At 23.2% G+C, this 12,833-nt stretch carries 11 protein-coding genes; 5 read left to right on the top strand and 6 right to left on the bottom strand.

The window, feature by feature from the left end:
* The first annotated feature begins 54 nt into the window (after positions 1–54).
* The gene (locus V2E26_RS01240; RefSeq protein ID WP_330463631.1) at positions 55–2,154 is read left to right on the top strand and encodes a putative cysteine peptidase; all 2,100 of its coding nucleotides are present in this window, start codon (positions 55–57) and stop codon (positions 2,152–2,154) included.
* Positions 2,155–2,252: 98 nt separating this feature from the next.
* On the opposite strand, the gene V2E26_RS01235 is transcribed toward V2E26_RS01240, so the two are convergent.
* Genes V2E26_RS01235 through V2E26_RS01225 form a run of 3 tightly spaced genes read right to left on the bottom strand, consistent with a single transcriptional unit; the run spans position 2,253 to position 5,374 of the window.
* On the bottom strand, positions 2,253–3,428 hold the full coding sequence (locus tag V2E26_RS01235; RefSeq protein ID WP_330463630.1) for an ABC transporter permease subunit: 1,176 nt from the start codon (positions 3,426–3,428) through the stop codon (positions 2,253–2,255).
* Positions 3,421–4,386 carry an ABC transporter permease subunit gene (locus V2E26_RS01230; protein ID WP_330463629.1) on the bottom strand — a complete coding sequence of 322 codons (966 nt, stop codon included), beginning with the start codon at positions 4,384–4,386 and terminating at the stop codon, positions 3,421–3,423. The genes V2E26_RS01235 and V2E26_RS01230 overlap by 8 nt, the downstream gene beginning before the upstream one ends.
* A gap of 40 nt (positions 4,387–4,426) precedes the next feature.
* Positions 4,427–5,374, bottom strand: a complete 948-nt coding sequence (locus tag V2E26_RS01225; protein ID WP_330463628.1) for a hypothetical protein — start codon at positions 5,372–5,374, stop codon at positions 4,427–4,429.
* A 214-nt stretch (positions 5,375–5,588) separates the two neighbouring features.
* Between V2E26_RS01225 and V2E26_RS01220 the strand changes: the two genes are divergently transcribed.
* The 4 genes from V2E26_RS01220 (at position 5,589) to recU (ending at position 10,231) form a co-directional block, all read left to right on the top strand.
* Entirely contained in the window at positions 5,589–6,659 is a 1,071-nt protein-coding gene (locus V2E26_RS01220; RefSeq protein ID WP_330463627.1) for a hypothetical protein, read from the top strand.
* A gap of 85 nt (positions 6,660–6,744) precedes the next feature.
* Entirely contained in the window at positions 6,745–7,593 is an 849-nt protein-coding gene (locus V2E26_RS01215) for an MAGa7180 family putative nuclease (RefSeq protein WP_330463626.1), read from the top strand.
* On the top strand, positions 7,586–9,676 hold the full coding sequence (locus V2E26_RS01210; protein ID WP_330463625.1) for a UU173 family protein: 2,091 nt from the start codon (positions 7,586–7,588) through the stop codon (positions 9,674–9,676). Before V2E26_RS01215 ends, V2E26_RS01210 begins: the two co-directional genes overlap by 8 nt.
* Before the next feature lie 51 nt (positions 9,677–9,727).
* Positions 9,728–10,231 (top strand): Holliday junction resolvase RecU, encoded by a 504-nt coding sequence (gene recU / locus V2E26_RS01205; protein ID WP_330463624.1) that lies wholly within the window; start codon positions 9,728–9,730, stop codon positions 10,229–10,231.
* Here the strand turns inward: recU and V2E26_RS01200 are convergent.
* Genes V2E26_RS01200 through der form a run of 3 tightly spaced genes read right to left on the bottom strand, consistent with a single transcriptional unit; the run spans position 10,221 to position 12,833 of the window.
* Positions 10,221–10,517, bottom strand: coding sequence for an HU family DNA-binding protein (locus V2E26_RS01200; protein WP_330463623.1), 297 nt, complete (start codon positions 10,515–10,517; stop codon positions 10,221–10,223). The two genes, recU and V2E26_RS01200, sit on opposite strands and share 11 nt — an antisense overlap.
* A gap of 19 nt (positions 10,518–10,536) precedes the next feature.
* Positions 10,537–11,514, bottom strand: coding sequence for an NAD(P)H-dependent glycerol-3-phosphate dehydrogenase (locus V2E26_RS01195; RefSeq protein ID WP_330463622.1), 978 nt, complete (start codon positions 11,512–11,514; stop codon positions 10,537–10,539).
* A 2-nt stretch (positions 11,515–11,516) separates the two neighbouring features.
* A complete protein-coding gene (der, locus tag V2E26_RS01190) occupies positions 11,517–12,833 on the bottom strand; it encodes a ribosome biogenesis GTPase Der (protein WP_330463621.1) in 1,317 nt (438 codons plus the stop codon).

Below are 12,833 nucleotides of genomic sequence, written 5' to 3'. Positions count from 1 at the left end.
ATTACCATTTTTTTGTTTTTAGTATTATAACTATAGGTATAAAGGAGGTAATAATTGAAAAAAATAAAATTAATATTATTGCCTGTTTTAACAACATTACCCTTAGTAGCAATGTCTGCTAAAATAGACGACAATAATTTAAAAATAGACGAAGAAAAACAAAAGAAATATGCACTGTATGATTTTATAAAATTAACAGGAAGACAAGATGCAGAAATAATTAAATCTTACAAAATAACTAGCTGAATCCCAAGTATTTCTTCAGGAAAAATGTTTTGGTTTAAAGATAAAGGTTATTCAATAATAAGTGATATTGATTACAAAATTTATGAGGTAAATCCTGACATAAAATTATCTAGCTTCAATTATCTTGAAGCCACTAGATTAAATTACCATGACTATGGGAGTTTTTCTGTGGCCCCAAAGTATGAAAATAGGGATAAACCATGACCCGGAGATCATAAACGTGAAAAAAAACAAAAGTCAAATGATTTTACAAATTTTAAAGATGAAGATCTTGAGATGGTTAGAACCGCAAAAACAAAAGAAGAATTTGAAAAGTATAAAATAAAACCTGAAAAAAATGGATTAATTTATGCTGATAAAGAGGTAGAAAATTCATGATGGTTTAAAACTGGAGATTATAATACATTCGGTTATAACTCTGATGAAAATTCATATAATCCAAACGAAAGTGAAGAGCATCATTATTTTAAGCAATTTACACCCTATTACATCAATAAGGAAAATTATTTAAAATCTTCATCCGGGGGAATATGCGGATATGTGGCTATTAATATGCTAATCATGTACAATGAGTTTTTTGAAGGATCAGGATATTTAAATGAATGAGAAAAGAGTAAATTTTTAGATTTAAAAGATTCATTATTTGAAGATAATTGAAGTTTAAAATATAATATTAATAATAATGTAAGTCCAAGATTGGACGATGAATTCTTAAAATACCTATATCAAAAAACCTGATTTGGAAATGGAGTAAATTATTGATGACATGCTAAATACATAGCTGAATCTATATTGAGAAATAAATGATCTAATTCAAAAATAAATTACTCATATTGAGGAGATGATAACTTAAATAGTGCTTGATCTTCAGTTTATAAGTACAAAAAGCCAACTGCTTTAGGTTGCTGTTTTACTGGAGTACAATGAGAAGATGATAACAATAAATTTTGAAATAATGGTCATGTGGTAGTTGCTTACGGAGCTTATGATGATGGTAGATTTTTATGTAATTATGGTTGAGGAAGTAATTACAGTCAAATGATTATAACGAAATATTCAAGAAATAAATATGATTATAATTTTGCAATAAACAATAAATTTGCAGGCAAATTAGAAAAAGTGTTTAATTTCAACGGAAACAAATACACAGGAATTGAAATAACTAATTTATTAAGAGATGGAGGATATATTAAAATAATGAAAAGAAGAACAAAAATAATAATTTGAATATTTATTGTTATTGCTATTCTACTAGCTTTTATAGGTCTTATCTTAGGTTTTGATGCCGCGATAAACAAAGGTTATATGAGGTATTTAAAATGGATAAAAATAAAAGTTTCTAAAATAAAATGAGCAACAGCATTGTCATTTTATTCTCTTATAATATTAACAATCTTTATTTTAGTTTTATCATATACTCAATGATTCTTACATTCAAATGCAATGAGTGCAACAGAATTAGACGAAAGTTATGAATATGCAGTTGAAATATTTTGATTTAATAAATTTAGAATATTAATATTAATATTTTTAATAATTTTAAGTATATTTTTTATAGTTTTATTTTCAACATTTAAATTAAAGAATAAAAATTTAAATAAGCAAAATAAAATAATTATGTATTCATTATTTTATGTTAATGCCTTTCTATTGTTTTTATCATTTATCTATATATCAGTATTAATTCAATCAGTAAATGGCATTCTATGAAACCTTAAACATTTCTATGGTAAAAATAAAGGATTAGTTGATAAAAAAAGACATTCAATAACATTGTTATATGAAAGAAATATCGTTTTATTTGAAGGATTAATATTTCTTTCGGTATCAGTATTCTCGATAGTTTCTATTTTTCAAATATATCATCTAGGATTAATATTACATAAAAAATATAAACCAGTAAAGTAAATGAAAAAGTATTAAATAAATAAGTTAATAAAAAAATACGCCTCAGATAATACTGAGACGTTTTTTTAATAAAAAATTGATTACTTAATTAAAATGTTTTACTTAATTTTAGGATTAAAGGTATTTGCAAAAGCTGAGGATAATAATTTAAGATTTAATGAAAATAGAATTATGAACGTCGAAACTAAAATTAGATAAGATGGATCTTGGCTAGCTATTCCTATTGCCTCTTTTAGAATTGTTCCAATATTTAGATTATTGCTCTCATTTATAAAATCAAGAAACGATAAAGAAGAGGCAATTAATATATTTATTGAAAATCTTTCAACCATCATTATTAAATAATTTGCAAATATGTATTTAAAAATATGTCTATAAGCAATTATTCAATATGATGAACCAATTGATTTAGAAGCAATTATAAATTCTTTGGACATCATATTTTTTATTTCATCCTTAGCGAACTTGTAGTATGAAACTCAGCAAACCAATGATAAAGAAACTAAAAGCGAATATCAATTAGTTCCTATAAAAATTGAAAGTAAGAACACTCAAATTATTTCAGGTATTATGCTTAAAGTATTTATTAATTTATCTAATAATTTTATAAAAATGTTGTTTGGATAAAAATTAATTAAACTTGCTAAATTAAAACTTATAAATATATTTATAAATATTGAAATAAATATTACCAAAATAGTTATTCAAATTGAAATAATTGATCTTGAGTATATATCTATACCTTGATTATTTGTACCTAAATATAGTCCATTTGGTATTTTTATTTGGAAATTATTTTCATTTAGTTTTAAGAAATTTATAGCTTTTATTAAATTGTATGGATTGTAAGTTAATGTAACAATATCTGTATGTACGGTTTGATTCCCACCTATTTCTTTAGATGAATCAAAATCTATTCAAAAAATTAAATTACGATGGTTATTTATTGCTTCTTTATATTCTAAATCAGCAATATTTCTAATAAATTCAAGCTCATCTCCTCTGTTAAAGTTTCTCGTAATAGTTTGATTAAAATAAGAGGGCAAATTATTTACCAAATTTGTTCTATCATCTATTGATGCACTTGGAGAATTTTTGATGAAAAATAATGCAATAACTAAAGCAGATATTATTAATAAAAATGTTGTAAATCAAAATAAATTAATTTTAGATTTAAAGAATCTTTTTCAATATTGTTTAGTTTGAGTTGTATGTGTTGTATATAATTTTGTGTTTGTTTTTTTATTCACAACAAATTTAAAGAGGTTATTCATTTTTACCCCCTTTAAATCTAAAAATATTTTTAAATAGAAAAAGTTTTTTATTATCCAAGATAGGGTTCAATTTTTTAATAATAGCATTATTTATGGTAATTAACAATGACAATAGTATGAAATTAAAAATAAAGTAAAACATAATGATATCAAGTTCACCTTTTTTAAAGGCAAATGATATTAATAAGCTTTGACCAGGTATAGAAAAAATTCTTTCTATTAATATAGTGATCGTAAATAATAATGTATATATTACAAAAAACAAATTCAGTTGAGAAATAAATAGTTGTTTTAAAATAACTTTGTTTAATAGTTGTCTATTATTTAAACCATATGATTTTGCAAATAAATAGTTATTTGATTTTAATATTTCTAAAGTAATTTTTCTTGATTTAGAAAAGAAAATTGCAATTGTTGGAAATGATGATATTAATATTGGAACAATTAATGATGCAAATGATAATTTATTATTTAAAAATTGTGAAGGATATCCAAAAAAAGAAGAAGCTGAAATTGCTAAAATAGCAATTATTAATAGTGGTAATGCTCCTAAAAAAGAAATTAAGATAGAAATGGCAGTATCAAATGATTTATTGAATTTATAAGCGGAAATAACTCCCAATATATTACCTAATAAAAAACTAAAAACAAAAATGAAAAAGCTAATTAAAATAGTTCATTTAAATTGTGATAAATATAGTAAGAAAATATTACTTTCTACACTTGCTAATTCATGAGAATAAATCTTACCTGGATTAAATGTAAATAGGTTGATTCAAAAATCTTTATATCTCATTAAATAACTTTGAGATATTGATGAATATGTTTCAATATTTTTTTTAATTTGAGGTTCTATTAAGATGTTTATTGCAAAGAAAATGATAGTTATAGCAATAAATAAAATAAAAAAATAGAAAACTATTTTTTGTAGTCAATTTAATTTGTTAATTTTTAACATAAATAGCTCCTATTTTTTTATTTATAAAATTTAATTAATTCTAATCTTCGTGGTGTTCGTTATCTTTTTCAAGATTTATTACTAAATAAATTGTAGCATCGGATTCTTCTTGTCCAGTTTGGTAGGCTTTTAAATATAAAAATAATTTGTGTTCTTCGACTTTTGTAAGATTTTGTTGATCATCAAAAATTATTTTAAATTCATTTTCTGGATGATTATTTCTTACTTTTTCAACAATTGTAAAGGTATTTAAGTATTTAAATAAGTCATTAAATCCTTTTTGTTGTTCGGCCTTTAATTTTTCAATCAATGTTTTTTGTTCTTCATCTGCAATTTCTTTTGAAACTTCTAAAGCAAATTTTCAGTTTAAAAAATCAACAAAAGGTTCAACTTTCTTAAATCCAAGTAATGTAAATCTTTCTTTAGATCCTGAAAGTTTAAAATTAATGTCTAGATGAATTTCTCCTTCTTCGTCATGAGCATGTGTCGATGATGCGACTGTTAATTCATCGTTTTCTCTTAATTCTTTTTCTTCAACTGAAATTGAAAATTTATTAAATATTGTTTTAACTTCGTTTCAATTTTTGGTATTTTTTAATTCTTCGACGACACTTGAAGCAATAACTTCCTCTTGATTTAAAACAATTTTATTAATAACTAAACCAGATTTTTCTTGCTTGTTTCTTTCGTTAAAACTATTTATGGCTTCTTTAGTATTTTTTAATAAAATCTTTACTTTGTTTAAATCATTTTCATCTTCTTTTATTTCATTTATTTGGGCTAAAAGATTACTTGCGTTATTTTTTTCTAATTCTTCTTCTTCAAAATCGATAATTTTTTCAAGTTCGACTGTATATGATTTTAATTCTTTTATATTTTGGTTTAGATCATATTTTTCATTGTGATTACATGATGCAGATATTAAGGCAATCGCAAATGGCGAAAGTAATGTCATTGATGTTAATGAATATTTTAAGCTTTTTTTCATATATTCTCCTATTAAAAATATATTTAAATTATAACAAAAAAATAATTACTATATTTTTATTTTTTTTGTTAAAACCTAATTATGCGTCATTAAGTTTAATAATTAATTATTAAATTCTTATTAACAAAATAATGAGTATTATAATTTATTAATATTAAGGTAGATTAGCTTAATGAATTAGTATAGCATTATTTAAAAAAGGCAAATAAAATTTATGAGTAAAGAAGACTTAAAAATAATTGAATCTAAGATCAATTTATGCACGAGTTTTGGTGATTTTTTAAAAAATATTTTAAAAATCAAGAAATTCAAAATAACAGATATATGCAAAAATACTGAAATTGATAGAAGAAAATTATTCAATTTATTAAATGACTTAAAACAGGATGTAAGTTTAAATTTAATGCAAAATTTAGAAATATTATTTGATCTAAAAATAGGTTATTTAACAAATAAGTGATATTTCTTTAAAAAGAAAATGAATACGTCAAATGTTTTGGAAACATCAGAGATAATTAAATTATTTGGTTGAGAAATAATAAAGAAAAATGATATTTTTTTAAAAATTATTACTGATAAAAAACCAAACGAAAGTTTAGATGAATGTGAAATTCTAAAATTTTTAAATGAGTACTATGGAACCATCAACCCTGATGAATATTCTAAAAAAATATCAAACAACCTTTTTATTAATAGAAACAAAATTAATAAGTCATATCGTTTGCCTTTTATTCGTTTCTGTGAGCTATTTATTCAAGAAAATTTTAAGAATCAAAATTCGCCTGAAACTAAAAGATTTAGAGAATACCTTCCTAAAAAAATAATTTCTAAGATTTTTGATATTTTATTTGTTGAACAAAGCTCATTTGACCAAAAAATTTCAAAAGTTTCTTTAATATTAAAAGAAAGAAATATTGAAATTATAAAATTACCATATATTGAAAAAACTTTTACCAGAGCATTATCATTTGTTTTTGGACAAAAAAAATATATTGTTATAACAGATATGTATAACTCTGAAATACTAATATTATTTTCTTTATTAAGAGAAATAATGACTTGTTTTTCTCCTTGACTTACGAGAAATGAATACTATGTATTATTTGAAGAATATTATAGTATTTGAAAGAAATTTAATAGAAGAAAAAAACTATATATGGCCGATGATATATCAGAATCAATTAATAGAATACGATTGATTAATATTGAAGAACCTAATTATTACGAAGATGTATCCGAAGTTTATAAAGACATTATTAAAAAATATAAGAAAATTAAATTTTAAAGGAACTTATCAAGTTATAAGTTTCTTTTTTCTTTTAAAACTTATAACTTATGTAAAATTTATTATATAAATTTAAGGAATTGAAATGTCAGATTTAAAACAAATAAAAATACCAGTAAGATACTTTTATAATGGGAAACAATACTTTGTTGATTATGATTCTAAAACTATAAAACTTGAAGAAAATTATCATAAAAAATTATTGTCTATTAGACCAGGTCAAATGGGTGGGTTCAGAAAAATAACAGGATCATCACTTGGTGATATTTTAGAATTAACACAGTTTAATAGTCAATTTACAGCCTTCACAAGACTATGTAATTTTAGGTTCCCAGTTTTAGATCCAAAATACACAAATGCAGGTGTTGCAATTGAACCTAAAATATTGGAAAAAATTGAAAAAAAATATTCTTTTAAAATACAAAGATTCAATGCAGAGGAATACAATTATGACTATTTTAAAGAAAATTTATTATTTGGTGGATTACCAGATGGATTTTTAAAAGAACAAAATTTAGTAATTGAAATAAAAACAGTAGGAGCTAAAAAATTAGATAGTTGAAATCAAAATAATATAAATATTTCTTATATTAAGCAAGCTCAATTATATTCTTATTTAATTGGCGCTAAAAAATTTACCATTGTTGCTTGTTTCTTAGAAGAAGAAGATTACGCCCAACCAAGTTTAGTTGATATAGAAAAAAGAGTGGTTAAAAATTGATTTTTTGAAGTAAATGAAAAACAAGTATTAGACGATATCAAAACTTGTCAGGAATGATTTGAAAAATATACAAAATTAGGTATTAGTCCGGAATGAAAAGAATCAACAGATATTGATATAGTAAAATTTTTGTCGTGTAAAAATTTTGATGAATGAAAAGAATTATATTTAGAATGAGTAAAAGTCGGTAAGGCAGTTCCTGAATATGAATAACAAAAAAAATTATACATTTTCTGATTTTTTAATAGCAAATACCACAAAACCATTCATTATTTTTAATAATAATATTGACGATTTAAAGGATAATATTGACGAAACTGATGATAATAATCTAGATTTGCAAAGTGATTATGATTTTATTGATTTCAAAATTGAAAAGATTGAAAATATATTTGATGAGCTTATAATCCCTAATTTGGACGATAAATCAAAGTTAGAATTAAATAAATACAATTCTTTTGACAAAATAGATTTTTTGAAAAATAAATTACTTGCTGATACAACTTTTGAAAAGAATGTTTTAAAAAAAATTAACGGAGATAAATTACATTATTTATTTAGTATATTTAATGATTTAACAATATTGTCTTCTGGAATTGAAGAAGTTTCAAAATTGGCTATTGATTATCTAATTGATTTTTATAAAAATAAATTTAAATTTCCCAAGGAAAAAATAAGATTTATTTCAATAAAACAAAGGGTTGAAGAAATGGTTTTAGAAACTAAAAAAGCCATAGATGATAATTGTTGATTAATAATTAACCCTGTTTTTGAATACGAAAAATGTATTTCCAAGGTTATGTTTGCTGATTTAAAAAATAATACTTTTGGTAATTTGATATATTCTAATAAAACAAAGAAGAAAAATCTACTAAAATCATATTTTGATTTCAAAATAATTGCTAATTTTTTTAAAATAAATGAAATATTTTTATTAAAGCCAAAGTTTTTAAAAGATAAAAATATAAGAAAAAATAAATTAGAATTTTATCTAACTAAATATTGTTCAACATCTAAAAGTGGTGTTTCTTTATCGAAAGAAAATAAAGAAAAATACACGCAAGAAGAAATAGAAAATTTGTATGTTGCAAACCCGAATTTCAATTACTCCTCTAAAAGGGCTAAAAAAGATAATTTATCAATAATTGAACATGTTTTATCTAATTTAGTTTTTGCAAATTACAATTTTAATGATAAAAAATTGGGTGTTGATGATAACAATAATAAAAATAGTTTATATACTTGCTCATTTGAAGAATTTTTAACATTGATAAAAAATAAGGATAATATTCCTGTGGATTGAAAAATCACAAAAGATGATTTTATAGACAATTTCAATTCAAATAAATGGTTTAATAAAATTTTTGAAAAGCAATTTCCTGATTATAAGTTTGGCCAGAAAAAAATACTAAAGGCAATATCGGGATTAGATGAAAACCTGGGTGTTTTAAAACGAAGAATGATAAAAGAATTTTATGAAAATAACTTAATTTCAATAAACCCTAACATCGAATTTATCAATGAATATAAAGTAATAAATGATAGCGAAGCAAAAATTGCATGATTTGATTTTGAAGGAGTTACAATACCTACTCCACTTATAGATTATTTGCCTGCATGAAATCAAGTTATATCACAGACATCAATTATAAAAACTCAAAATAATGAGATTTATGAATCAATAGACTATGTTTATGACCCTCTTCATTTTGATCTGGGTACTTATAAAAAAATAATAGACGACTTATATGATGAAGAAATTTCATATTATATTATTTACAATATTTCATATGAAAGATCAAGATTGAATGAAATTTTGGATAAGTTATATATTTATTATTACAAAAATGAGATAACAAAAAATGAATTAGAAATTTATAAAGATAAGATCTTATTTATAACAAGTAAATTGGTAGATTTGTGCAATGTTTTTTCAAGTCATAGACAAAATTTATATGTTAACGACAGAATAATAAATTTAGGTTTCATTAACGGTTCTTATTCAATCAAAAAAATAGAATATTTTGTTACTCAAAATAAGTTAGGAAAATATTTAAAACATAATATAATACCGTATTCTGAATTAAATATAAAAAATGGTTCATCAGCATTAATTACAGCCGCCTCAAGAGCCTTGAATGTAATAAAAGATAATGAATGAAATGAAATAATTAACGATTTAAAAAAATATTGTCATAATGATGTAATGGCTATGTTAATGACTGCTGATTTAATAAAATATTTAATGAAAAACAAAGAGGAATATTTTAAAAATTCTAAAAAATACGACTTATAAAATGAGAAAAAGTAGGGAAAACATTCCTTATTTTTTTGTTGTAATTTTTATATGATAACGATATTTAAAAATAGAGGCATGTTGTTAGAAACAATAATTAATCAAACTAACGAATTTTATTTCAAAAATAAAATTGCTATATTTCATAAAAAAAATTTAGATATAACGTTTAAATCAGTAAAATTACAAGACAAAAAGTTAAATTTAGAAAGTGCAATTATTTCCTCTAAAAGCTCAGTTGATTATTATGGTGTTTATAAGGGGAGGTATATAGCATTCGAGGCAAAAAGTACAGAAGAAGATTATTTACCTTTAAAAAACATTAAAGAGCACCAAATAAAATATCTTGATTTTATACGCGAGCATGATGGCGTAGCATTTTGAATAATTTATTTTAAATTTGCAAACACATTTATTTTGATAATGCATAATGATTTAAAAAGAATAATACAAAATAAAAAAGCTCTTCATCTCGAAGAAGCTTTGTTAAATGGAAAAAAACTTGAACTTTCTTTCCCTGGTATTTTGAATATTATAGAAAATATTACTTTTTAGTTTTTTGATAAATTTCATCCACTTTTGATTTTAAAACATCTGAGAATTTGAATCTAGGATCCATTTTGGCAGGAACTTCAATACTTTCTTTTGTAATATTGTGTTGTTGTACTTTTGAAGGAACAAATTTTGAAGAAAAAACTCCAAAACCAGAGATAGTAACTTGTTTTGATCTAGCCATTTCTTCAATTAATATATCAACCATTTGATCAAAAATCGATTCTACCATTGCTTGTTGAAAACCCGTTTCTTCCGATGTTTTTTTAATTAATTCTTTTTTTGTCATCTTACCTTCTTTGCCAAAACTATATTTTTTTCATTAAGTTTTTTATTATTTTTTTTGGATTATCTTTATTATATACTAAATTGTAAATTGCTTCGATTAAAGGCAATTTTATTTTTTTATTTTCTTTTTTAATCTGATTATAAACATGTTTTAATGAATATAAACCTTCTACTGTTACTAAATTATCGTCGATTTTATTTTTGAAAAACATTTTTCCGTATCTGTAATTTCTCGATTTTTCAGAAAGTGCAGTTAGTATCAAATCGCCAACTCCACATAGGTCATAAACCGTTTCAACGTTTGCATTTAAAAACATAGCATATTTCTTCATTTCTTTTAAACCAAAGGTTAATAATGCAGCTTGTGTATTTGTAGAATAACCTAGACCCTCCATCATTCCTGAGGCTATCGCTAATATATTTTTGAATGACGATCCAATTTCTGCTCCAATTACGTCGTTATTTGTGGATACTCCAAACCAATCATTTGAAAATATTTTTTTAACTTTATTAGCAGATACTAAATTTTTAGAAATAGCATTTACTATTGTTATATTTTTATTAATTATATCTATTGCAAAAGATGGGCCCAATAATGAGACTATATCAATTACATACTTATTATTTGATGATAATTTTTCCATCTTGCTATGAATGAAATCATTTGTATTAGGTCAAAACCCTTTTGCAACATTAATTATTATTGTTTTTTTGTTTATTAAATTAAGTAATTTTTCAAAAACATCAGGAATAAATTTAGAAGGTATTGCTATGATAATAAAATTTGCATCTACGACAGCTTTTTCTAAGTTTTTTGTTGTTTTGAATTTTCCAAATAAAGGGTTTGAAAAATACTTTTTATTAAAGCCGTTTTTTAAATCGTTTAATTCGTTGTCGTTAATTCCATAGAAAATAACATCGTGGTTATTTTCTAATAAAATATTACCGCAAGCAGTTCCCATGGCTCCGCTGCCGAGTATTGCAATTTTATTTATCATGTTTATTTTTCCTCTTTTTTATTTTTATTTTTTAGAATTAAATTAATTGGTGTTCCAGAAAAATCATAATTTTGTCTTATTTGATTTTCTATATATCTTAAATATGTAAAGTGTGCGCATTTTATATCATTTACAAAAAGTAAAAAACTTGGTATTTTAGCTTCTATTTGTTTTGAAAATGTTATCGATAATCTTTTACCCTTTATAGGAGATGCAGGTTTTATCATTTGAGCAGTCATCATTATTGAATTTAGTTGATTTGTGTTAATTTTTCGTGATATATTATTTTTCACTCTTATTATTTCATCTTTTAATTTGTTTATTCTTTGTTTATTTTTGGCAGAAATAAATACAACAGGAGCTCAATCTACAAATTTTAATTTTTTTGCTAGATTTTTTTTGTAGTTAGACATTGTATTTGTATCTTTTTCGATTAAATCTCATTTATTAACAATTACTATTAATGGCTTTTTTTCTTCATAAGCAATTCCAATAATATTTTGACTAAAATGACTTACTTCTTCAGTTGCATCTAACATTAATAGACACAAATCCGCCTCTTTTATTGAATCAGTTGCTCTCATTAAAGCATAATGTTCAATACTATCTGTTAGTTTGCTTTTTCTTTTAATTCCTGCAGTATCTATGACTTCGAATTCTTCATCATTTATATTAATTATTGTTGATACTGAATCTCTTGTTGTTCCTGCGATATTCGAAACAATTGATCTTTCTTCATTTGATAGAGTATTTAACAATGTTGATTTACCTGCATTAGCAGGTCCTAAAATTGTTAATTTAAAGTTTTTGCTTTCTTCCTTTTTTTTAAAATTTAAATTATTTATCATTTCATCCAAAAGATTACCTATACCATCTCCATGAATAGCACTTATTGGAAATATATCTTTAAAACCTAATTTATAAATTTGACTATCAAAAACCCCTAGATTATTTGATTCAAGTTTATTTATTGCAACTAAAACTTTTTTATTCGTTTTTCTAAGTAAGCTTGCTACATAAAAATCTTCAGATGTTAATTCTTCTTTTCCGTCTAATATAAAAACAATAATTTCAGCCTCATTAATAGCTATTTCAGCTTGTTTTTTTATATCTTCTTTAAAATTACCTGTTTCTTGAGTTATTCCGCCAGTATCAATAATGTTAAATTCGTATCCAGATCATTTTCCTGTGTCATAAATTCTATCTCTTGTAACGCCGGGTTTATCATAAACTATTGATTTTCTTTTATTTATTATTTTATTAAATAGTGTTGATTTACCGACATTTGGCTTTCCTATTAATGCTACTGTATTCTTCAT

The organism is Metamycoplasma gateae, assembly GCF_036352135.1.
Lineage (GTDB): Bacteria > Bacillota_I > Bacilli_A > Mycoplasmatales > Metamycoplasmataceae > Metamycoplasma > Metamycoplasma gateae.
The sequence above is the reverse complement of the archived record's forward strand: the minus strand, read 5'-3'. Positions and strand labels throughout refer to the sequence as shown.